Annotated in this window: 20 protein-coding genes; 3 read left to right on the top strand and 17 right to left on the bottom strand. The window is 69.6% G+C overall.

What is annotated here, in order from left to right:
* Positions 1–4: 4 nt before the first annotated feature.
* The 10 genes from argH to VV01_RS09715 all read right to left on the bottom strand — a co-directional run bounded on the left by argH (position 5) and on the right by VV01_RS09715 (position 12,087).
* Positions 5–1,498, bottom strand: a complete 1,494-nt coding sequence (argH, locus tag VV01_RS09670) for an argininosuccinate lyase (RefSeq protein ID WP_082220916.1) — start codon at positions 1,496–1,498, stop codon at positions 5–7.
* Positions 1,495–1,998 carry an arginine repressor gene (locus tag VV01_RS09675; RefSeq protein ID WP_050669701.1) on the bottom strand — a complete coding sequence of 168 codons (504 nt, stop codon included), beginning with the start codon at positions 1,996–1,998 and terminating at the stop codon, positions 1,495–1,497. Before VV01_RS09675 ends, argH begins: the two co-directional genes overlap by 4 nt.
* Positions 1,995–2,933 (bottom strand): ornithine carbamoyltransferase, encoded by a 939-nt coding sequence (argF, locus tag VV01_RS09680; protein ID WP_050669702.1) that lies wholly within the window; start codon positions 2,931–2,933, stop codon positions 1,995–1,997. Before argF ends, VV01_RS09675 begins: the two co-directional genes overlap by 4 nt.
* Positions 2,930–4,114 carry an acetylornithine transaminase gene (locus VV01_RS09685; protein WP_050669703.1) on the bottom strand — a complete coding sequence of 395 codons (1,185 nt, stop codon included), beginning with the start codon at positions 4,112–4,114 and terminating at the stop codon, positions 2,930–2,932. The genes argF and VV01_RS09685 overlap by 4 nt, the downstream gene beginning before the upstream one ends.
* Positions 4,111–5,019, bottom strand: coding sequence for an acetylglutamate kinase (gene argB, locus VV01_RS09690; protein WP_050669704.1), 909 nt, complete (start codon positions 5,017–5,019; stop codon positions 4,111–4,113). The genes VV01_RS09685 and argB overlap by 4 nt, the downstream gene beginning before the upstream one ends.
* On the bottom strand, positions 5,016–6,167 hold the full coding sequence (argJ, locus tag VV01_RS09695) for a bifunctional glutamate N-acetyltransferase/amino-acid acetyltransferase ArgJ (protein WP_050669705.1): 1,152 nt from the start codon (positions 6,165–6,167) through the stop codon (positions 5,016–5,018). The genes argB and argJ overlap by 4 nt, the downstream gene beginning before the upstream one ends.
* Positions 6,164–7,207 (bottom strand): N-acetyl-gamma-glutamyl-phosphate reductase, encoded by a 1,044-nt coding sequence (gene argC, locus VV01_RS09700; protein WP_050671839.1) that lies wholly within the window; start codon positions 7,205–7,207, stop codon positions 6,164–6,166. The genes argJ and argC overlap by 4 nt, the downstream gene beginning before the upstream one ends.
* 46 nt (positions 7,208–7,253) lie before the next feature.
* A complete protein-coding gene (gene pheT, locus VV01_RS09705) occupies positions 7,254–9,773 on the bottom strand; it encodes a phenylalanine--tRNA ligase subunit beta (protein ID WP_050669706.1) in 2,520 nt (839 codons plus the stop codon).
* Positions 9,773–10,867 carry a phenylalanine--tRNA ligase subunit alpha gene (gene pheS / locus VV01_RS09710; protein ID WP_050669707.1) on the bottom strand — a complete coding sequence of 365 codons (1,095 nt, stop codon included), beginning with the start codon at positions 10,865–10,867 and terminating at the stop codon, positions 9,773–9,775. Before pheS ends, pheT begins: the two co-directional genes overlap by 1 nt.
* A 95-nt stretch (positions 10,868–10,962) precedes the next feature.
* On the bottom strand, positions 10,963–12,087 hold the full coding sequence (locus VV01_RS09715) for a sensor histidine kinase (protein ID WP_071606339.1): 1,125 nt from the start codon (positions 12,085–12,087) through the stop codon (positions 10,963–10,965).
* Between the two features lie 96 nt (positions 12,088–12,183).
* On the opposite strand from VV01_RS09715, the gene VV01_RS09720 reads away from it, so the two are divergent.
* The gene (locus tag VV01_RS09720; protein ID WP_071606340.1) at positions 12,184–14,193 is read left to right on the top strand and encodes a molybdopterin-containing oxidoreductase family protein; all 2,010 of its coding nucleotides are present in this window, start codon (positions 12,184–12,186) and stop codon (positions 14,191–14,193) included.
* Here the strand turns inward: VV01_RS09720 and VV01_RS09725 are convergent.
* The 7 genes from VV01_RS09725 to VV01_RS09755 all read right to left on the bottom strand — a co-directional run bounded on the left by VV01_RS09725 (position 14,174) and on the right by VV01_RS09755 (position 20,532).
* Positions 14,174–14,971, bottom strand: coding sequence for a TrmH family RNA methyltransferase (locus tag VV01_RS09725; RefSeq protein ID WP_050669709.1), 798 nt, complete (start codon positions 14,969–14,971; stop codon positions 14,174–14,176). The genes VV01_RS09720 and VV01_RS09725 overlap by 20 nt on opposite strands.
* 33 nt (positions 14,972–15,004) lie before the next feature.
* Positions 15,005–15,397, bottom strand: a complete 393-nt coding sequence (gene rplT / locus VV01_RS09730; protein ID WP_050669710.1) for a 50S ribosomal protein L20 — start codon at positions 15,395–15,397, stop codon at positions 15,005–15,007.
* Between the two features lie 76 nt (positions 15,398–15,473).
* Positions 15,474–15,668: a 50S ribosomal protein L35 gene (gene rpmI / locus VV01_RS09735; RefSeq protein WP_050669711.1), complete on the bottom strand. Its 195-nt coding sequence runs from the start codon at positions 15,666–15,668 to the stop codon at positions 15,474–15,476.
* A gap of 135 nt (positions 15,669–15,803) precedes the next feature.
* Complete coding sequence (gene infC, locus VV01_RS09740) at positions 15,804–16,406, bottom strand: translation initiation factor IF-3 (RefSeq protein WP_071606341.1); 603 nt, start codon at positions 16,404–16,406, stop codon at positions 15,804–15,806.
* A 274-nt stretch (positions 16,407–16,680) separates the two neighbouring features.
* On the bottom strand, positions 16,681–17,685 hold the full coding sequence (locus VV01_RS09745; RefSeq protein WP_050669713.1) for an IS481 family transposase: 1,005 nt from the start codon (positions 17,683–17,685) through the stop codon (positions 16,681–16,683).
* On the bottom strand, positions 17,682–18,854 hold the full coding sequence (locus VV01_RS09750) for an MFS transporter (protein WP_050671841.1): 1,173 nt from the start codon (positions 18,852–18,854) through the stop codon (positions 17,682–17,684). The genes VV01_RS09745 and VV01_RS09750 overlap by 4 nt, the downstream gene beginning before the upstream one ends.
* A 481-nt stretch (positions 18,855–19,335) precedes the next feature.
* Positions 19,336–20,532 (bottom strand): MFS transporter, encoded by a 1,197-nt coding sequence (locus tag VV01_RS09755; protein ID WP_050669714.1) that lies wholly within the window; start codon positions 20,530–20,532, stop codon positions 19,336–19,338.
* Between the two features lie 117 nt (positions 20,533–20,649).
* Here VV01_RS09755 and VV01_RS09760 point away from each other — a divergent pair, with 117 nt between their 5' ends.
* Together VV01_RS09760 and VV01_RS09765 are read left to right on the top strand one after the other, a co-directional pair.
* Positions 20,650–21,075, top strand: coding sequence for a Fur family transcriptional regulator (locus tag VV01_RS09760; RefSeq protein WP_050669715.1), 426 nt, complete (start codon positions 20,650–20,652; stop codon positions 21,073–21,075).
* Positions 21,076–21,105: 30 nt separating this feature from the next.
* Positions 21,106–22,629, top strand: coding sequence for a catalase (locus VV01_RS09765; protein WP_082221216.1), 1,524 nt, complete (start codon positions 21,106–21,108; stop codon positions 22,627–22,629).
* Positions 22,630–22,640: the final 11 nt, after the last annotated feature.

Here is a 22,640-nt window from a genome sequence, read left to right on the forward strand (position 1 = left end):
GCAGTCAGCGTCGGACGATGCGCTCGTCCGACCACGCCCGCAGATCAGCCGCGTGACGGCGGACCTCGGCGAGCTGCTCGCGCACCCGGTCGGGGGCGGTGCCGCCCTTGCCCGACCGTGAGGCGAGCGACCCGGGCACACTCAGCACAGTGCGGACGTCGGGCGTGAGGTGCTCGCTGATGGCGGTGAGGTCGTCGTCGCTCAGATCCCACAGCTCGATGTCACGCTGCTCGCAGGCCTGCACACAGGCGCCGGCGACCTCGTGGGCCACACGGAACGCCACACCTTGACGCACCAGCCACTCCGCGACGTCCGTGGCGAGCGAGAATCCTTGGGGGGCAAGGGATTCCAGTCGCTCGGGGTGGAACGTGAGAGTGCCGACCATGCCCGCGAACGCAGGCAGCAGGAGCTCGAGGGTGTCAACCGCGTCGAAGACGGGCTCCTTGTCCTCCTGCAGGTCGCGGTTGTAGGCGAGGGGCAACGCCTTCAAGGTCGTCATCACGCCGGCCAGGTCGCCCACGAGCCGCCCGGCCTTGCCGCGCGCCAGCTCGGCGACGTCCGGGTTCTTCTTCTGGGGCATGATGCTTGACCCCGTCGAGAACGCGTCGTGCAGCGTGACGAAGGAGAACTCCTTGGTCGCCCAGAGGATGACCTCCTCGGCGATGCGCGAGACGTCGACAGCGGCCATGGCCGCGACGAAGCTGAACTCGGCCACGAAGTCACGCGCCGCCGTACCGTCGATCGAGTTGTGTGCCGATCGGCTGAAGCCCAGGTCGGCTGCCACCGCCTCAGGGTCCAGGCCGAGCGACGAACCCGCGAGCGCGCCTGAGCCGTAAGGAGACTCATCGGCGCGGACGTCCCAGTCCTGCCAACGCTCGACGTCACGCAGCAGCGCCCAGGCGTGCGCGAGGAGGTGGTGCGAGAGCAGCACCGGCTGCGCGTGCTGAAGGTGGGTACGACCAGGCATGGCGACGCCCATGTGGGTCTCGGCCTGGTCTGTGAGCGCCTCGACGACCTCCAGCACCCGCTGCGCGGACGACCGCGCGTGGTCGCGCAGGTACATCCGGAACAGGGTGGCGACCTGGTCGTTGCGCGACCGGCCCGCGCGCAGCCGGCCACCGACCTCGGGACCGACCCGCTCGATCAGACCGCGCTCAAGGGCGCTGTGCACGTCCTCGTCACTGGGGGCCGGGACGAACGCTCCCGAGGCGACGTCGGCCTCGAGCCGGTCGAGCCCGTCGAGCATCTGCTCCAGCACGGTGTCCTGGAGCAGACCCGCACGGTGCAGCACGCGGGCGTGTGCACGCGAGCCCGCGATGTCGTACGGCGCCAGGCGCCAGTCGAAGTCGGTGGACTTCGACAGGGCGGCAAGCGCGTCGGCGGGCCCGTCGGAGAAGCGGGCACCCCACAGCGCGCCCTCGGTGGTGCCGGCGTGTGCGGTGCTCGGGTCGTGGGTCACTGCGGTCTCCTGGCGTGCGGAAGGGTGGTCGGTGGTCATGCGTCGCCGGTGCCGGCGAGGTCGAGCAGCAGGTCAGCGAGGTCGGCGCCGGAGTGGCCGGCACGTGTCATCAGCAGGATCGTGTCGTCACCGGCGATGGTGCCCATCACCGGCGCGAGGTCCGCGTGATCGATGGCGGAGGCGAGGAAGTTGGCCGCACCGGGCGGTGTACGCAGCACGACGGCAGCGCCGTTGGACTCGGCGTTGACCAGCAGCTCACCGAGGATGCGGCGCAGGCGTACGTCGTGCGACTCCGCGTCGCTGCCGCCGGCCCGTGGGGTGCGGTCGCCGCCTTCGCCCGGGACGGCGTAGACCAGCTGTCGACCCTGACGCACCTTCGTGGCACCGAGCTCGACCAGGTCGCGCGACAGCGTCGCCTGGGTGACCTCGACGCCGTCCAGCGCGAGCCTCTCGGCCAGATCGGTCTGAGAGCGGATCGCGTCGGTCTGGATGATCTCGATGATGCGCTGGTGCCGGGCCGTGCGGGTGCGCGCGATCATCGCCGCGCCTCCTCCAGCAGGAACGCCAGCAGAGCCTTCTGCGCGTGCAACCGGTTCTCGGCCTCGTCCCACACGACCGACTGAGGACCGTCGATCACACCGGCCGAGATCTCGTAACCGCGGTACGCCGGGAGGCAGTGCATCGCGATCGCGTCGGGGGCGGCGTGCGAGAGCAGGTCCTCGTCGAGGGCGTACGTGGCGAACGGGCTGTCGGCGCCCTTGCGTGTGTCCTGCTCGGACTCCTGCCCCATCGACATCCAGGTGTCGGTGATGACGACGTCGGCGCCGCTGACCGCCGCCACGGGGTCGTCAGTGACGAGCACGGATCCGCCTGTGGCTGAAGCGATCTCGCGGGCCTTGTCGGAGATCTGCTGCTGAGGGTGATGCGATGCGGGGCCCGCGACTCGGACGTGCATGCCGGCGGTCGCTCCGCCGAGCAGGTAGGAGTGGGCCATGTTGTTGGCCGCGTCACCGACGTAGGTCATCGTCAAGCCGGCGAGGGTGCCCTTGTGCTCGCGGATCGTGAGCAGGTCGGCCAGGATCTGGCACGGGTGGAAGTCGTCGGTCAGCGCGTTGACGACCGGCACACCGGCGTACTGCGCCATCTCCTCGAGACGCGACTGAGCATAGGTACGCCAGACGATCGCGCTGACCTGACGGCCGATGACGCGCGCTGTGTCGGGGATCGACTCGCGAGTGCCGATCTGAGCGAGGTTGCCGTCGACCACCATCGGAAAGCCACCGAGCTCGGCGATGCCCACCGAGAAGGACAGCTGGGTGCGCAGCGTCGGCTTGTCGAAGATGATCGCGACCCCTTGAGGGCCGGCGAGCGGCTGCTCGGCGTGACGGTCGACCTTGAGCCGGGCAGCACGGTCGAGCACGGCGGTCTGCTCGGCCGGGCTCAGGTCGTCGTCGCGCAGGAAGTGACGGGTCATGACGGGTCCTTCACGGAGTCGAGGAGATCGGGCAGCGCCGACACGAAGTCGTCGAGCTGATCGGTGGTGACGACCAACGGCGGTGCGAGCCGAATGGCTTGCGGTGCAACAGGATTGACGATGAAGCCCGCCTCACGAGCCGCCGCTGCCAGCGCCGACGCGACCGGGCGACGCAGCGGGATCGCCCGCAGCAGGCCGCGTCCGCGTACGGGCTCGAGCACGGGGTGCTCCAGTGCGGCGATCGCGTCGGCGAGGTGGTGGCCGGCCTCCGTCGCATGAGCGAGCAGGCCCTCCTGCACGATCGTGTCGAGCACTGCGAGAGCACCGGCCGTCGCGAGCGGGTTGCCACCGAACGTCGTGCCGTGCTGACCCGCGGTGAGCAGGCCGGAGACCTCGGGCCCGAACGTGATCAGCCCACCGATGGGTACGCCCCCGCCGAGGCCCTTGGCAACGGTCACCGCGTCGGGCCGGATGCCGCTCGCCTGGAACGCGAACCACTCGCCCGTACGACCGATGCCGGTCTGGATCTCGTCGATGATCAGCAGCGTGCCCGTCGCGGACGTGATCTCGCGGGCAGCCGTGAGGTACGCAGGCCCCGGGTCGACCACGCCGGCCTCACCCTGCACGGGTTCGAGCACCACAGCCGCCGTCTCGGTGGTGACAGCCGCACGCAGGGCGTCGACGTCGCCGTACGGCACGTGGCTCACGCCGGGCATGAGCGGCTCGAACGGCTCGCGGTAGGCAGCCTTGGAGGTCAGCGCGAGCGCGCCCGTCGTACGACCGTGGAACGCACCGTCGGCCGCGATGATCTCCTGGCGCCCCGTGCGTCGCGACAGCTTGACGGCCGCCTCGATCGCCTCAGCACCCGAGTTGGCGAGGAAGACGCCCGAGCCCTGTGGCGCGTCGGCGATCTGCAGCAGCCGCTCGGCGAGCTCGATCTGCGGGACCGAGGTGAACAGGTTGGAGATGTGGATGGCCTCGGCCGCCTGCTTGGACAGCGCAGAGACCAGAGCCGGGTGGCCATGGCCGAGGGCGTTGACCGCAATGCCGCCGACCAGGTCGAGGTAGCGGTTGCCGTCGGTGTCCCAGACGTAGCAGCCCTCACCGTGCGAGAGCACGAGCGGCGGCGTGCCGAACACGCCGATCAGGCTGCGCTGGTAGCGGTCGAGCAGCTCGCTCATGACGCCTCCTCTGGCAGGACCATCGTGCCGATGCCCTCGTCGGTGAAGATCTCGAGCAGCAGGGAGTGCGAGGCACGCCCGTCGATGACGTGCGCCTGCGGCACGCCCCCGCTCACCGCGCGGATGCACGCCTCGAGCTTGGGGACCATGCCGGAGTCGACCGTCTGCAGCAGAGCCTCGGCCCGGTCGACCGTGAGCGTCGAGAGCAGGCTGTCGCGGTCCGGCCAGCGTTCGTAGATGCCCTCGACGTCGGTGAGGACGACGAGCTTGTGCGCCTCGAGCGCCACCGCGAGCGCGGCCGCAGCGGTGTCGGCGTTGACGTTGAGGACCTGCCCGTCCTGGTCGAGGTCGGGCGCCACCGACGAGACGACCGGGATGCGGCCGGCGTCGAGCAGGTCACGGACGGCGGACGGGTTGACGGTCTCGACGTCGCCGACGAGCCCGAGATCGACCGGCTCTCCGTCGACCTCGCCGGCGCGCCGTCGGGCACCGAACAGTGCGCCGTCCTCACCCGACAGGCCGACCGCGAGGGGTCCGTGCTGGTTGATGAGTCCGACGAGCTCACGCGACACCTGGCCCGTGAGGACCATGCGTACGACGTCCATCGCCTCGGGCGTCGTGACCCGCAGGCCGCCCTTGAACTCGCTCTCGACGCCGAGACGGTCGAGCATCGCCTGGATCTGCGGGCCGCCGCCGTGGACGACGACGACCCGCAGACCGGCGTACCTCAGGAAGGCCACGTCGGCGGCGAACGCCGCCTTGAGCGCGTCGTCGGTCATGGCGTTGCCGCCGTACTTGACGACGACGAGCGCGTCCTTGAACCGCTCGAGCCACGGCAGTGCCTCGACGAGGGTGGCTGCCTTGCCTGCTGCCGCCGCGAGGGAGTCGAGGGTGCGCAGGCTCATGAGCTGTACGCCGAGTTCTCGTGCACGTAGTCGTGCGTCAGGTCGTTGGTCCAGACCGTCACCGCGGCATCACCTGCATGGAGGTCGACGGTCACCCGCACCTCGCGACCGGTCAGGTCGACCCGTGAGCGGTCCTCGCCGACTCCCCCGGCTCGGCACACCTCGACGCCGTTGATCGCGACGTCCAGCTGCGACGGCTCGAAGACCGCGGAGGTCGTCCCGACGGCGGACAGGACCCGGCCCCAGTTGGGGTCGTTGCCGAACACCGCGCACTTGAACAGGTTGTTGCGCGCGATGGAGCGAGCCACCTCGAGCGCATCACCCTCGTCGGCGGCCGTGCGCACCTCGATCGCGATGTCGTGCTTGGCACCCTCGGCGTCGGCGATGAGCGCTCGGGCGAGCTCGGCGCAGACCTGAGTCACCGCCGTCGTCAGCCCGTCGCGGTCGGCCCGTACGCCGGACGCGCCCGATGCGAGCAGCAGGACCGTGTCGTTGGTCGACTGGCAGCCGTCGGAGTCGATGCGGTCGAAGGTCACGGCCGTCGCCGCACGCAGGACGCCGTCGAGCTCACCGGGGTCGACCACTGCGTCCGTGGTCACCACGACGAGCATGGTCGCGAGAGCGGGCGCCAGCATGCCGGCGCCCTTGGCCATGCCGCCCACGGTCCAGCCGTCCCGGCGTACGACGGACTGCTTGCTGACCGTGTCGGTGGTCATGATCGCCTCGGCCGCGTCGGAGCCGCCCTCGGGTCCGAGCGCGTCAGCGGCGCTGGTCACGCCCGAGAGGAGCGCCTCCATCGGGAGCAGCTCTCCGATGAGGCCGGTGGAGCACACCGCGACGTCGCCGGCCGACAGGTCGAGGACAGTGGCGACGGCCTCGGCTGTCGCATGGGTGTCCTGGAAGCCCTGTGCGCCGGTGCACGCGTTGGCCCCACCGGAGTTGAGGACGACGGCGTCGATGCGCCCGTCGGTGGCGGCCTGACGGCTCCAGGTCACCGGTGCCGCCTCGACCCGGTTGCTCGTGAAGACCGCGGCGGCGTGATGGTCGGGACCGTCGTTGACCACCAGCGCGAGATCGCGCGCCCCGGACTGCTTGATGCCGGCGGCGACCCCTGCTGCCCGAAAGCCTTGTGCTGCAGTGACACTCACGGTGCGACTCCTGCCCCGGTCAGGCCCGCGCTCTCGTCGAGCCCGAGTGCGATGTTCATGGACTGCACTGCGGCACCCGCGGTGCCCTTGGTGAGGTTGTCCACGGCCGCGACGACGACCACTCGGCCGGCGTGCTCGTCGTACGCGACCTGCAGCTGCACGTGGTTGGACCCGATGACCGAGCTGGTCGCCGGCCACTGCCCCTCGGGCAGGAGGGTGACGAACTGCTCTGTGCCATAGGCCTTCTCGTACGCGGTGCGCACCTGAGCGACGTCGGCCCCGCTCCGGACGCGAGCGGTGCACGTGGCGAGGATCCCGCGTGGCATCGGCGCGAGGGTGGGCGTGAACGACACCGACACCGGCTCGCCCGCTGCGAGTGAGAGGTTCTGCTCGATCTCCGGCGTGTGCCGATGACCGCCACCGACGCCGTACGGACTCATCGACCCCATGACCTCGGCGCCGAGCAGGTGCGGCTTGAGCGACTTGCCCGCGCCGGAGGTGCCGCTGGCCGCCACGACGACGACGTCGTCCACCTCGACCAGGCCCGCTTCGAGCGCGGGCGCGAGCCCGAGGCTCACCGCCGTCGGGTAGCAGCCGGGCACGGCGACCCGGCGGGCCTCGACCAGCTGCGTGCGCTGCTTGGCTCCCCCGTGGGACAGCAGCTCAGGCATGCCGTACGGCCACGACCCCGCGTGGGGTGTGCCGTAGAACGCGGTCCAGGCCTCGCCGTCGGTGAGCCGGTGGTCAGCGCCGCAGTCGATGACGAGGACCGACTCGGACAGGTCGCGAGCGAGCGCGTCCGAGGCCCCGTGCGGCAGGGCCAGGAAGACCACGTCGTGGCCCTCGAACGCCGCCGCGGTGGTCTCGGCCAGCTCGCGGTCCGCGAGGGCGTGCAGGTGGGGAGCGATCTCACCGAGTCGGGTACCCGCATTGCTGCCTGCCGTGAGCGTGCCGATCTCGACCTGAGGGTGCGCCAGCAGCAGACGCAGGATCTCTCCACCTGCGTATCCGCTGGCGCCCGCGACGCCTACCTTCACCATGCGCATGATCATACATTCCTATGAATGCTCATGCATGGATGTTTCCTCAGGTGCGCTGTGCCGCGCCCGTGGCGTCGCCTGCCGCCGCGACTGCCGCATCGCGCAGGTCGTTGACCTCTTCGGTACGCAGCGTGCGCTCGGGCGACCGGAACACCAGTCGGTACGCGAGGGACTTCTTGCCCTCACCGAGCTGATCGCTCTCGAAGACGTCGAACAACGTCACGGTCTCGAGCAGCTCACCGGCTCCCGATCGAAGGGCGGCCTCGACATCACCCGCCCGCACGGTGCGGTCGACGACGAGGGCCACATCGCTGTGAGCCACGGGGAACGTCGCGATCGGACGCGCCTGCACCAGCTGCTCGCTCGCCGCGGACAGGAGCTCGACGTCGAGCTCGCCCGCGACCGTACGCGGCGGCAGGCCGAGCGCCTGCACGACCTTCGGGTGCAGCTCACCGACGACTCCCGCGGACCGACCGTCAGCGAGCACCAGGCGCGCTGCACGACCCGGGTGGAACGGTGGCTCGTCATCGGCGACTGCCGTCAGCGGAACGGCGAGCGCATCACCGATCGCATGGGCCAGCGCCACGACGTCGGACCAGTCGGCAGCACGCCCTGCGCCCCACCAACCAGCTCGGTCGATCTCACCCGTGAGCGCGAGCCCGAGCCGGCGCGGCTGCTCGGGCACCGCATCACGAACAGCCTGCACGCCATCGCGGCCGGGGTACTGGCCCACGTCATGTGTGGGCGCGCAGCCCTGCGGTCCGTCGACCACCAGGCCGAGCTCGAAGACAGCGACGTCCTTGGCGCCACGAGCGACGTTGCGCCGCACCGTGTCGAGCAGCGTCGACAGCACCGACGTGCGCATCAGCGGCTGCTCGTCGGACAAGGGGTTGACCAGGCGCACGGTCTCGCGACGCGGGTCGTCGGCCGGGTAGCCGAGCTGGTCGAAGATGCCCTCGCCGACGAACGGGTAGGTGAGGACCTCCGAAAGTCCCTGCGCCGCAAGGAGATTGGCGATCATCCGACGCACGCTCTGGCTGTGCGTGAGGCCACGACCGCCGGGCGGCGCGGGCACGACGGACGGGATCTGGTCATACCCCTTGAGCCGCGCGACCTCCTCGACCAGGTCGGGTCCGCCACGCAGGTCGGGCCGCCAGGTCGGCGGCGTGACGGTCAGCGCCGCGCCCGACTGCTCGACCGCACAACCGATCTCGCGCAGCACCGCGACGACATCGTCTGCGGTGTAGTCGACTCCGACCAGGCGCGTCGGCAGGTCGATGGCCATCGTGATGGGCCCGGGCGCCGTCGTCCGGTCGACGTCGGTGACGCCGGAGTCGACCGTCCCGCCACCGTGCTCGACCAGCAGATCGACGGCCAGCTGGGCTGCGGCCGCTGCGACTGCCGGGTCGACACCACGCTCGAACCGCTTGGACGCCTCGGTCGAGAGACGGTGCCTGCGAGCCGTTCGGGCGATCGAGATCGGGTCGAAGTGAGCCGCCTCGATGAGCACATCGGTGGTGGTCGCGGACACCTCGGACGTCTCGCCTCCCATCACACCAGCGAGCCCGAGGACACGCTCACCGGAGTCGGTGATGAGCAGGTCCTCGGGGTAGAGCTCGCGGTCGACGTCGTCGAGCGTCGTGAGGCGCTCGCCCGGGCGGGCGCGGCGTACGACGACCGGACCGGTGATCGTGGACAGGTCGAACGCGTGCAGCGGCTGGCCCAGAGCCAGCATCACGTAGTTGGTGACGTCGACAGCGAGCGAGACCGGCCGCATGCCCGCCTCGCTGATCCGGGTCGCGAGCCACGCGGGTGTCGTGGCCGCGGGATCGACGCCGCGGACGATGCGAGCGACGTAGCGGTCGCACCCTGCAGTCCCGCGCAGGGGCGAGTCGTCCTCGAGTCGGACCTCGTGGCCGCCACCGTCGGCCGGTGCAGCGTCGGCCAGGGCGAGCGCCGGGTCGGTGAACCTCACACCCGTCGCGTGGCCGTACTCGCGTGCGATGCCGCGCATGCTGAAGCAGTAGCCACGGTCGGGGGTGACATTGACCTCGACCGTCTCGCGGTCGAGACCCAGCAGAGGGATGGCGTCCTCGCCGGGCGTCAGGTCCTCGCGCCCGAGCCGCTCGGCGAGGCGGATGATGCCGTCGGACCCGTCGTCAGGCAGTCCGAGCTCATCAGCGGCGCAGATCATGCCGGCGCTCACGTGCCCGTAGGTCTTGCGCGCCGAGATGGCGAACCCTCCCGGCAGCTCGGCCCCGGGAAGGACGACGACGACCAGATCGCCGACGCCGAAGTTGTGGGCTCCGCACACGATGCCCTGGGGCTCGCCGGTGCCGTTGGCGTCACCGACATCGACGGTGCACCAGTTGATGGTCTTGCCGTTCTTCTGCTGCTCGGGCTCCTGGGTGAGGACCCGGCCGACCACCAGCGGACCGGTGATCTCGCCACCGACCAGGCCTTCCTCCTCGAGGCCGACCTTGACCAGACTCGCCGCGACGTCGGCGCCCGTGGCGTCAGCCGGGATGGCGACGTAGTCGCGCAGCCACTCGATCGGAACCAGCATCAGACCTCCAGCCCGAACTGTGCGTTGAAGCGCACGTCACCCTCGAACATCTCTCGCATGTCAGCCACACCCGAGCGGAACATCAGCGCCCGCTCGACCCCCATGCCGAACGCGAAGCCGGTGTAGCGGTCGGGGTCGACCCCGCAGGCCAGCAGCACGTTGCGGTTGACCATGCCGCAGCCACCCCACTCGATCCATCCGGTGCCACCGCACGTGCGGCAGTCGGGGTCCTCGCCCCGGCAGACGAAGCAGCGCAGGTCCATCTCGGCGCTGGGCTCGGTGAACGGGAAGAAGTTGGGACGCAGCCGCGTCGTGATGCCCTCGCCGAACAGCTCGGCCGCCAGCCGGTCGAGCGTGCCGCGCAGGTGGGCCATCGTGAGCCCTTCGTCGACCGCGAGCCCCTCGAGCTGGTGGAAGACCGGCGAGTGCGTCGCGTCGAGCTCGTCAGTGCGGAACACCTTGCCGGGTACGGCGACGTAGAGCGGCGCGCCGCGCTCGAGCAGCGCCCGCGCCTGCACCGGCGAGGTGTGCGTGCGCAACACGAGCCGGTCGGCCGGTGGTTCGACGTAGAACGTGTCCTGCATCTGGCGTGCCGGGTGGTCGGCGTCGAAGTTGAGCGCGTCGAAGTTGAACCACTCGGCCTCGATCTCGGGCCCCTCGGCGATCTCCCAGCCCATACCGACCATCACGTCGGCCATGCGCTGAGCCATCAGCTCGACCGGGTGGCGGCGTCCGAGCGGGCGGCGCGCCGGCACCATCGTGACGTCGACGGCCTCGTCGACGAGGATGCGCTCATCGCGCTCGGCCTCGAGCTCGGCCTGACGAGCCTTCATCGCGGCACCGACTCGACCGCGGGCCTGCCCGACCCGCTTGCCGGCCTCGGCCTTGGCGGTCGGAGGCAGGGCACCGATCTCACGGTTGGCCAGAGCCAGCGGGCTGCGGTCGCCCTGGTGGGCGGTGCGGACGGCCTTGAGCTCGTCCAGCGTCGCGGCCCCGCCAATCGCGTCGAGAGCGTCCTGCACGGCGCGGTCGACGTTGTCGGGGTCGAGAGCACTGACCTCGACCGGGTCGTACTGCGTGTTGGGGCCAGACATGAGTCTCACTTCGGGCGTCGGGTGAGGGCGAGCGCGCCCGGGACTCCCCACGGACGCAGCGGCGATGAGTCTATCGACGCCGCGACATGCCGTTGTCAGCCATCCGGCGACGACCGCAGTGCCTGCGGCAGGCCCGCGGGCAGCAGGACTCGGAAGGTCGCGCCACCGGGCACGTCGAGCACCTCGACATGGCCACCGTGGGCCTGCACGAGGCCGCGTACGACGTGCAGACCCAGTCCGCTCCCCCCGTGGGTGCTGCCCTGCCAGAACCGGGTGAACACCGCGTCGCGGTTCTCCGGCGGGATGCCGGGCCCCTCATCGGCGACGAGCAGGATGACGTGCTCGGAGTCCTGGGCGATGCTCACCGTGACCGCGCCCGCACCATGGCGGACGGAGTTCTCGAGCAGGTTGCTGACGACCTGCACGATGCGGTCCTCGTCGCCCCACAGCTCGGGGGGCTCGGGCGCGCGGACGACCTCGAAGCGGGCCGGGTCGTGCCCGGCCGAGACGAGCCGTCCGATCTGCTGGTCGACCAGCGAGGACAGGTCGATGGGCTGGATGCGCAGCTGAAGTCGACCCGAGTCGATGCGGCTGATGTCGAGCAGCTCGCCGACCAGACGGGACAGACGCTGCGTGTCGGTCTCGATGGCGTGCAGCATCCACTGCTTCTGCTCGTCGGCGAGCTGGCTCCAGCGCTGCCGCAGGGTGCGCGAGAAACCGCGGACCGAGGTCAACGGCGAGCGCAGCTCGTGAGCGACCGTGCTGATCAACGCCGAGCTGTCGCGCTCGGCGCGCTCACGAGCACGGGTGCTGCGCATGGTCACGACGACCGTCTCGACGGATCGGTCGGGGCGACGGTTGAACCGAGCCGCGGCGAGCACCATCCGGCCGTTGGGCAGGGGCAGCGACTGCTCAGGCGTGCCCGTACGCGTGTGCAGTCCGTGCCACGGGTCCTGCTGGTCCCACCACGAGCCGCCTGCTGGGCTGCTCAACGGCAGGGCGGACCGCACGGGTTCACCGACCATCGAACGCAGTGGCAGACCGGTGAGGTCCTCGGATCGTCGGCTGGCGGCGATCAGACGTCCCTCGCCGTCGGCGACCGCGAGGCCGTCGGGCAGGTGATCGATGACCCGTGGCCACGAGACCGACTCCACCGGCGCACGCCCAGGGAGGGGATGCGCCGTGTCGTCGCTCCCGCCCCACTCTGGGTCGTGCTGCATGCGGTGCAGGATAACGAGGTGTGCTATGGGTGCGAGGTGCCCACCCACAGGGTCCAGCGCTCACCCCAGCACCGACGACGAACGTAGGCTGCTGACGTGGTCACCACACACCGCACGATGTGCCCGATGAACTGCCACCCGACGTACTGCGGGATGGAGGTCGACGTCGAGGACGACCGCGTGCTCGCGATCCGCGGCGACCGGTCGAACCCTGACAGCCAGGGCTTCCTGTGCATCCGGGGCCGCTCGACCATCGAGGTCCCGGACAACCCCGCGCGCGTGCTGCGTCCACGCGTCCGCGACCGGCGTACGCCTGACGCGTGGTACGACACGACCTGGGACGACGCGCTCGATCGCGTGGCGTCGGCGATCCGCACCGCAGGCCCGGGCCGCACCGTCGTGAGCCGTGGGCACGGCAACAGCTCCAACGGTCTGGGCGGCCAGTACTCCCTGCGCTTCGCCAACATGCTCGGGCTGCACCACTGGGACCCGTCGATCGTGTGCTGGGGTCTCGGCGGGTTCGGTCTGTGGCTCACGGGCATCACCGAGACGCACACGATCGAGGACGTCCGCGACCACTCCGACGTCATCGTGCTGTGGGGCGCCAACATCGCCAGCCAGCCGTTGACGGCGCCGGCGCTCGTGGCGGCCCGACGTCGCGGAGCCCGGGTGGTCGCGATCGACGTACGACGCACCGAAGCCTTCGCCCAGGCCGACGACCAGCTGCTGATCCGTCCGGGCACCGACACGGCGCTCGCGCTGGCGATGCTCCACGTGATCATCACCGAGGGCCTGTACGACGAGGAGTTCGTCCGTGCACACACCCTCGGCTTCGACGAGCTCGCTGCTCACGTCGAGCCCTGCTCCCTCGCCTGGGCCGCGGAGCGCACCGGCCTGAGCGCTGAGACCGTGATCGAGATCGCGCGCACGTATGCCGGCGCGGGCGCCGCGTCGGTCCTCATCGGCGGCAGCTCCATGCACAAGTCCGGCAACGGCTGGCACGCCGCACGTGCCATCTCCTGCCTTCCCGCCATCACGGACCAGCTCGGCCGCCCGGGCGCAGGTCTCGGCCCGCGCCATGCCGGACGGGTCCACGGGATGGGTCTGGGGCAGCTGACCGACGGGACCCAGGCACCGCCGGACCGGATGATCAGCGAGATGAGCAGCATCCATGCCTCGCTCGAGCGCGGAGACGTCGACGTGCTGCTGCTCCTCGGCACCAACGTGCTCAGCTCGTTCGCCGACTCCACCCGCATCGCGGCGGCGCTGGAGCGGATGCCGATGGTCGTCGCGTTCGACATGTTCGAGAACGAGACCATCCGCTCGTACGCCGACGTCGTCCTGCCCGGCACGTCGTGGCTGGAGGAGACCGGGTTCAAGGCGACCGGCACGCACCTGTACCTCATGGACCAGGTGATCGGACGACGCGGCGACACCCGGCCCGTGCGTGAGGTGCTCGACGGCATCGCGAACCGGCTCGGCGTCGAGGACTACCTGCCGTGGAGCTCACCCGACGAGGCGCTCGATCACGTGCTGGACCATCCCGCCACCGGCCACGTGACCGTCGATCAGCTCCGGGCCGACGGTGGCAAGGTCGCGCTGCGCACGTCACCGGTCGCGCACCCGGACCTGACGTTCGACACGCCTTCGGGCAAGGTCGAGCTGCGGTCGGCGCGAGCGGCCGAGCTCGGTGTCGACGACCTGCCGCCCTACGACGCGCCCGCGGACGACCCGCACCCGCTGCGCTTCGTCCAGGGACGGACCATCGGGCACTTCCACGCGTTCTACGACCACGGCCAGGCTCTCCCGACGCTCTCGCGTCGCGAGGCGCACCCCAGCCTGTGGATCAGCGAGTCGGACGCCGCTCCGCGCGGTGTCGCGGACGGAGACCGGGTACGGCTGCACAACGACCGTGGGTCGATGGAGGCCGTGGCGCACGTCACCGAGCGTGCAGCGGTGGGTGTGGTGTGGATGCGCGACGGCTGGGCCGGCATCAACGACCTCACCAGCGGCGCGCGTGTCGTACCGGACGCGGCGGCTGCGGCGTTCCCCGCCGGCCAGGCGAGCTACGAGGCGTGGGTCGAGGTCACGCGTCTCGACGCATGACCTGCGCCGAGGTGTAGAGGCACAGGGTCGCCGCCATCGCCAGGTTGAGCGACTCGGCGTGGCCGTAGATCGGTACGCGCACGACCTCGTCGCACGCGTCGCGCACCGCGGGCTCCAGACCCCAGGCCTCGTTGCCCATCACCCAGGCGTGCGGCGTACGGACGTCGGTGTCCGGCAGCAGCTGGGTGCCCACACCATCGGCGGCCAGCAGGCGCAGCCCGCTCCCCCGGCACGCGTCGAAGAGCTCGAGCACCGACACGCCTCGCACGATCGGAAGGTGCCACAGCGACCCGACCGTCGAGCGGACGACCTTGGGGTTGTAGACGTCGACACTCGCATCACTCACCAGCACCGCGTCGGCGCCGGCGACGTCGGCCGCACGGATCACGGTGCCCGCGTTGCCCGGGTCGCGCACGTTGGTGAGAACGACGACCAGCTGCGGGGAGGCGCCCAGGGCGTCCTTCAACGGCACGTCGACGGGGCGGCAGACCGCGACCAGGCCCTGCGGCTGACCGGTGTCGACCATCGCGGCGATGACCTCCGGCGAGCACTCGTGCACGCGTACGTCGTGCTCCTCGGCCAGCGTGAGGATGTCGGCACGGCGCTCGCTCACCTGCGGGTCGACGTACAGGTCGGCCACCGTCTCGGGTCGGAACGCGAGGACCTCACGGACGGCCTGCGGGCCCTCGGCGACGAAGCGGCCGGCCCGTTCACGCGACGAACGCCGGCCCAACGCGCGTACTGCCTTGACCCGCTCGGCGCGGGGGTTGGTCAGCACGGGTGGGCCGGCGTTCGTGGGGGTACGCAGGGATCAGGCGGCCGGGGTCGGCTCGGCCTTGGTCTCCTGGGCCGGGACGTTGGCCTTGGCCAGCTCGACGAGCTTGGCGAACGCCGGGGCGTCGTTGACGGCCAGCTCGGCCAGCATGCGACGGTCGACCTCGACCTCAGCGGCCTTGAGGCCCTGGATGAAGCGGTTGTAGGTCATGCCGTTGGCGCGGCAACCGGCGTTGATGCGCTGGATCCACAGGCGACGGAAGTCACCCTTGCGAGCGCGGCGGTCACGGTAGCTGTAACCCATCGAGTGGGTCACCTGCTCCTTGGCCTTGCGGTAGAGGCGCGAGCGCTGGCCGCGGTAGCCGCTGGCCTGCTCGAGAACGGTACGACGCTTCTTGTGGGCGTTGACTGCCCGCTTCACGCGTGCCACGTGAGAACTCCTTCAGTACTGGGGTGGTCGAGTGGTGTCCCGTGGGCCTGGTCGGCTCATCCGCGGGACGACGGGCTTACTTGCCGAGAAGCTTCTTGATCTTCTTCTCGTCGGCGGGGGCGACGACGACGTCGTTGGCGAGGCGGCGAGCCTGGTTCGAGGTGCGCTCCTGGAACTTGTGCACGTGGCGAGCACGCTGGCGCATGATCTTGCCGGAGCCCGTGACCCGGAAACGCTTCTTCGCACCGCTGTGCGACTTCATCTTCGGCATGTGCCGATCTCCTTCGTCTGGTCGGCGCCGCTGGCGCACGCCGATCTCGGGTGGTCAGTCACGAGCGCACTCGTGACGAGTCTGTGGACACGGCCGGAGCCGTGTGTCCGGGGCACGCAGTGCGCCCCGGGAGGGTCACTCCGCGGTGACCGCCTCGGTCGTGGCGCTGGTGGCCTCGGCCTCCTCCGCCTCGCGGCGGCGACGGCCCTCGGCACGCGCCTCGGCCTTCTTCTTGGTCGGACCGAGCACCATGATCATGTTGCGCCCGTCCTGCTTGGGCGCGCTCTCGACGAAGCCGAGCTCGACGACGTCCTCGGCGAGCCGCTGCAACAGTCGGAAGCCCAGCTCGGGGCGGGACTGCTCGCGGCCGCGGAACATGATCGTGACCTTGACCTTGTCGCCGGCCTTGAGGAACCGCTCGACGTGGCCCTTCTTGGTGCCGTAGTCGTGCGGGTCGATCTTCGGACGGAGCTTGATCTCCTTGATGATCGTGTTGACCTGGTTCTTGCGCGACTCGCGCGCCTTCATGGCGGCCTCGTACTTGAACTTGCCGTAGTCCATGAGCTTGGCGACCGGCGGCTTGGCCATCGGTGCCACCTCGACGAGGTCCAGGTCTGCCTCGGCGGCGAGCCGGAGCGCGTCCTCGACGCGCACGATCCCGACCTGCTCACCGTTGGGTCCGACCAGCCGCACCTCGGGAACCCGGATGCGGTCGTTGATACGGGGCTCAGCGCTGATGTCTGCTCCTTCGTTGTCCTGTCACGTAGGTCCGGGGACAAGAAAAGGCTCCTCGTCACCGGAGCGCACGAGGAGCCTTCGCGAAGGTCGAGGACTGCACACGTCGTACGACGCATGCCTGACTCGCGAACGAGTCTGTCCTCACCGTGACCCGGCGACATGCCTGTCGACGCGGGTGGAAGCTGGGCTTCTCTTGCACACTGGCGCATCTTGCACACCAGTCGGTATGGACAACCGTACCGGACACCCGGCCATTCCCCGAAATCGTGACGTGCTAGGTGTATGAGGGCTGGACGTGGGTGACGCCGCCGCGAAGTCGAGATGCTGGCGGTCGTCCACCGGCTCCGCTGTGCGGGCGGTGGTAGTTGTAGTGGATGTTCCAGACAGCGATCGCGGAAGAACGCGCGTCCTCGCTGTTGAACTCACGGGCGTAGAGCAGTTCCTCGGCCAGGATTCGCTGGTAGCGCTCGACCTTGCCGTTGTGGCGCGGGGTGTACGGCTTGGTCTTCTGATGTCGCGTGCGTTGGCCGACGATCCGGGCGAAGTCACCGGAGCGGTAGCAGGCCCCGTTGTCGGTGACGACCCGGTGGATGTGTGTGATGCCTTGGGCGGCGAACCAAACCTTGGCTCGGGCGAGGAACGCTGCAGCAGTGGTTCCCTTCTCGTCGAGCAGGGGCTCGGTGTAGGAGAGTCGGGAGAATCCGTCGACGGCTGAGTGCAGGTAGGTGTAGCCACGCTTCGCGCCAGCGGACTTGGCGCGATCGACGGTCTTGGCCTGGTCGCTGTCGCGGCCGTGGATGCGCCAGCCGCCTCCATCGGGGATCCGGCCGACCTTCTTCACGTCCAGGTGGACCATGTGTCCGGGCCAGCGGGCGGTGATCTTCCCGGGCTTGCGGTTGTTGTCACCGCCGGGGTCGATGAACCTCCGTCTACCAAGGCCGAGCCTGGTCAGGTGGCGGGTGACGGTGCGGCGGTTGATCCTGAACCCGAGGTCGGTGAGCTCATCGGTGATGCGTTGTGCTGACCATTTGTGCTCGCGTCGCCAGGTCTCGATCTGCTCGATGACCCAGGCTGGTGTGGCGTTCGGGCTCCGGCGGGGGCTCGATGAGCGGTCGCGCAGTCCGGCGTCGCCGTGACGTCGCCATCGGTTGACCCACTTCGATGCGCGGGCGCGTGAGATTCCCATCTCTGATGCGACGTGGGCGATGGGGCGGGTCTTGCAGCGTTCGACCAGCCGTCGGCGTCCCTCGACGGACAGGGGTGCGTTGTGGTGGGTCATGCTGTGACCTCGGCTGGTTGCGATGTTCGGAATGAGGCGCTGATCCATGCGAGCGTCAGCGCGAAGGCCGCGGCGAACGGAATCCAGAGTGCCCCGGGTCCGTCGACGATGATTCCGCCGAGACCGGCTGCGGACGCGGTGCCGAGGTAGAGGCCGGAGATGTTGAGCGAGATGGCGGTCATGGGCGCTTCGGGCGCGGCTTCGATGGTGCTGGCCTGTAGGGGCGGGTTGAGTGCCCAGGCGAAGATAGACCAGGTAGCCATGCCGAGCAGCAGCAGCGGGAAGGGGGCGCTCAGTGCGATCAGACTGCCGACGAGAACGAGGGCCAGGGCGTGTCCGCCGACGACGATGAGGCGGCTGCGTCGCCCGCCGTACTGGTCTGCAAGCCGGCCACCCAGGAATGCTGAGGGGACGCCGATCATGCCCACCAGTAGAAGCACCCAGGGCAGTGCCTGCATGTTGCCCTGGCTGCGTTCCAGGAGGGCGGAGAGGTAGCTGTAGAACATCAGACCGCCCGCCCCGCAGAGGGTCACGGCAAGGACGAGCCGCAGCACGCGCACGTTGCGTAGAGGGCTGAGTCGCTCGACCAGACCCGCTGCCGGGGCTCCCTCGAGCTGGGGCAGCCCCGCTGCGAGGACGATCATGGCGGCGAGCGCTACGACCGTGATCAGCACGAATGTCGACCGCCACCCGAACAGCGCGCCAATCCATGCCCCGACCGGCACTCCGGTGAACAGTGCCACGGTCAGCCCAGCGGTGACGACTGAGAGATAGCGACCTTGCCGATCGGACGGAGCGCCCTGCGCCGCGACGGCGAACGCGGTGGACGACACCACCGCAGCGGCAAGACCGGCCACTGCCCTGAGCGCGATCAAGCTACTGAATGTGGGCGCGATGGCGGCGGCGAGGTTGGCGAGCATGAATACCGCCAAGGCGCTCAGGATGACCCGCCGTCGTGGATACGGGTCCAAGACGACTGCCATCACCGGCGCACCGAGCGCGAACGTGAGGGCGAACACGGTGATCAGTTGGCCAGCTGTGCCCGTGGTGATCTGCAGGTCGGCGGCCAGTTCGGGCAGGAGGCCGGCGATCACGAACTCGTCGGTGCCCAACGCGAGGGTGGCGACGAAGAGGCCGATCAGCCAGCCGGGGAGTCGGTGTTGTGTCATGCGACCCATCTTATTCGATGTTCGGCGAACATCGAATAAGATGGGTCGGGTGCGATACTGGACGCGTGGCGAAAGATGCACATCACCCTGATCTGGACGAGGTGGCGCTGACCACCGTCCTTGCCGCCCTGTCCGACCCCCTGCGGCTGGGTCTGGTGCGACTCCTGTCCGACGGAGTCGAGCGACAGTGGGGCGAATTGGATGCGCCCGTCGCGAACTCCACGCTCAGCCATCACCTGAAGGTGCTCCGGTCCTCGGGGGTCACGCGGACTCGCGAGGAAGGCACCCGTTGCTACGTACATCTCCGGGCCGACGAACTCGAAGAACGGTTCCCAGGCCTCCTAGAGAGCTTGCTGGCCACCTCAGGGCACGGAGCAACGAACGTCGGAGTCAAGCCACCGCGACAGACTGCGTGACCTCGTCACTCGGAGGCAGGCGGGATTCAACGCTTCACCGTCAACAACCTCGTGCCCCGCAACAGCTAGGCAGCGAGCGTGAGCCGGCGCCGCAGCCGGCGGCGGACCTGCACCGTCCACAGGCCCCCGACCGCGACGACGAGACCCACGACCGAGACGCTCACGAATCCTCCCCCGGCGCCGTGCCCGTCGATGAACGCCCCGACGAACGGCGCACCTGCGGCCGAGCCGGCCGTCATGAAGGAGCCGTGCCAGCCCATCGCCTCTCCGCGCGCAGCAGTCGGCACGATGCGCGACACCGCATCGACGGTGGCCGTGACGGTCGGGGCGCAGAACAGTCCGGCGACGAACGACAGCAGACCGAGCGTCACGCCATCGGTTGCCACGGCCATCGGCAGCGTGACCAGCGAGAGCGCGCCCAGGAGCCGGAAGGGCGGGAGTGCGTGCGGCATCGCGCCGTAGACGAGCCCGCCGATGATCGAGCCGAGGCCCCACAGCAGCAGGACGACGCCCAGCTGGGACATCGCGTCCCAGTGCTCCATCGCGGCCACGACCGCGACCTCGCTGCCCGCGAGCACCACCATGCTGGCGAACGCCGCGGCGCACACGCCGAGGAAGCCCATCCCGAACCAGGCCCTGCGCGGCAGCCGATCGGCCTGGGCGTCGGCCAGGTCGGTCGCCGGCGAGCGCAGCGGCGGGTTCATCCACCACAGCACGCCCGCGACGAGCACGGAGATCATCTCGATGCCGAACAGGACCCACGACGTGGGCAGCAGGGTGCACAGCCAGACACCCAGCATCGGTCCGACGATGAACGACAGCTCGACCACGACACCGTCGAGAGACAGCACCGTGCGGCGGTCCTCCTCGGGCACGGCCACGATCAGGGCCTGCCGGATGATCGAGAACGTCGGCACGACGAACAGCCCTGCCACCGTGGCCAGTCCGAGCAAGGGCCAGTAGCCGACGAACGGAGCGATCGCCCAGCACGCACCGGACACGAGCAACGACGGGAGCACGACCCGTCGCAGACCGATCCGGTCGAGCAGCCGGCCACGCCAGGGACCGCTCACCGCGATGGCGAGCGTCGCTGCCGCCGACACCAGACCCGCGTCCTTCCACTCACGCCCGAGCGTGTTGACCACGTGCAGCGTCAGCAGCACACCGGCACCCATGATCGGGATCCGCAGCAGGAACGCGATCAGCAGGATGTGGCGGGTCTGGTCGATGCCGAGGACGCGGCGGTAGGGAGCGATGGACATGTTCCCGATTGTTCCATATCGAAATGTTCTACATCAAACGTTTAAGGCGTGACGCCGCCGACACCCCGCCGTCAGACTTTTCTTGACCGATTCCAGATTGAGTGATGGGCTGTGCCTGTGGCTGACATCGACGTGACCCAGAGACTGCGCAGTAGCGCGCTCCGGATCACCGCTCCCCGCGTCGCCGTCCTCACCGAGCTGCAGCAGCGGCCGCACTCCGACGTCGACACGATCGCGACCGCCGTACGACAGCGGCTCGGGTCGGTCTCGACCCAGGCGATCTACGACGTCCTGCGCGCCCTCACCGACGCGGGCCTCGTACGACGCATCGAGCCGGCGGGACACCCCACCCGGTTCGAGACGCGCGTCGGTGACAACCACCACCATGTCGTGTGCCGCACCTGCGGAGAGGTCGACGACGTCGACTGCGCCGTGGGCTCGGCACCGTGCCTCGACGCCTCCTCACAGCACGGCTTCACGATCGACGAGGCGGAGGTCATCTACTGGGGGCAGTGCCCTCGGTGCCAGCACGCGGCCCGGTAGTCGCCGGGTCACCACTTTGAAGGAGAGATGATGGCTGACAGCACCACGTCCCACTCCGAGTCGATCGAGACGGCGCCCTCGAAGGAGGCGCAGCTCGGATCAACGACCGAGACCGGCTCGCCGGCCCCGAGCGACCGCAACTCCCTCACGATCGGCCCTGACGGCCCGATCCTCCTGCACGACGTGCACTTCCTGTCGCAGATGGCGCACTTCAACCGCGAGCGCGTGCCCGAGCGCAACGTGCACGCCAAGGGCTCCGGCGCGTTCGGCGTCCTCGAGGTCACCGAGGACGTCAGCGCCTACACCAAGGCCGCGCTGTTCCAGAAGGGCATCAAGACCGACATGCTCGCGCGGTTCTCGACCGTCGCCGGTGAGCAGGGATCTCCTGACACCTGGCGCGACCCTCGCGGCTTCGCGCTGAAGTTCTACACGACCGAGGGCAACTACGACCTGGTCGGCAACAACACCCCGGTGTTCTTCGTGCGCGACACGATGAAGTTCCCGCACTTCATCCGCAGCCAGAAGCGCCGCGGCGGGTCGGGTCTGCGCGACAACCACATGCAGTGGGACTTCTGGAGCCTCAACCCCGAGTCGGCGCACCAGGTGACCTACCTGATGGGCGACCGAGGCATCCCCAAGACGTTCCGGCACATGAACGGTTACGGCTCGCACACCTACCTGTGGATCAACGAGGCCGGCGAGAAGCACTGGGTCAAGTACCACTTCCACAGCAACCTGGGCGTCGAGGGGCTGACCGGCGACGAGGCGACGCGCATCGCGGGCGAGGACGCCGACCACCACCGGCGCGATCTGCACGACGCGATCGAGGCAGGCGACTTCCCGAGCTGGACCCTGTCGGTCCAGGTCATGCCGTACGAGGACGCCAAGACCTACCGCTTCAACCCGTTCGACCTGACCAAGGTCTGGCCGCACAGCGACTACCCGCTGATCAAGGTCGGCACGATGACGCTCAACAAGAACCCCGACAACTTCTTCGCCCAGATCGAGCAGGCGGCGTTCGAGCCGAGCGCGCTCGTGCCGGGCATCGGGTTCTCCCCCGACAAGATGCTGCTCGGGCGGGCGTTCGCCTACAGCGACACCCACCGCTACCGCATCGGGCCGAACTACCTGCAGGTGCCGGTCAACCGGTCGATCGTCGAGAACCAGAACACCTACACGTTCGACGGGCCGATGGCGTACGACCACACGGGTGACCAGCCGGTCTACGCACCCAACTCCGAGGGCCGCGGCTACGCCGACAACGTGGGCGAGGTCGAGGACGGCTGGGAGACCGACGGCGCCATGGTCCGCCAGGCCTACACGCTGCGCCAGGACGACGACGACTTCGGCCAGGCGGGCACCCTCGTACGCGAGGTCTGGGACGACGCCCAGCGTGAGGCGTTCGTGCAGACCGTTGCCGGTCACCTGCTGGGCGGCGTGAAGTCCCCCGTGCTCGAGCGTGCCTTTGAGTACTGGAAGAACGTCGACGCCGAGACCGGCAAGAAGATCGAGGAGGCCGTGCGCCGGCAACGGCGGCGCCAACCCCGGCGGTGAGGCCGACGACG

This window comes from Luteipulveratus halotolerans (assembly GCF_001247745.1).
GTDB lineage: Bacteria > Actinomycetota > Actinomycetes > Actinomycetales > Dermatophilaceae > Luteipulveratus > Luteipulveratus halotolerans.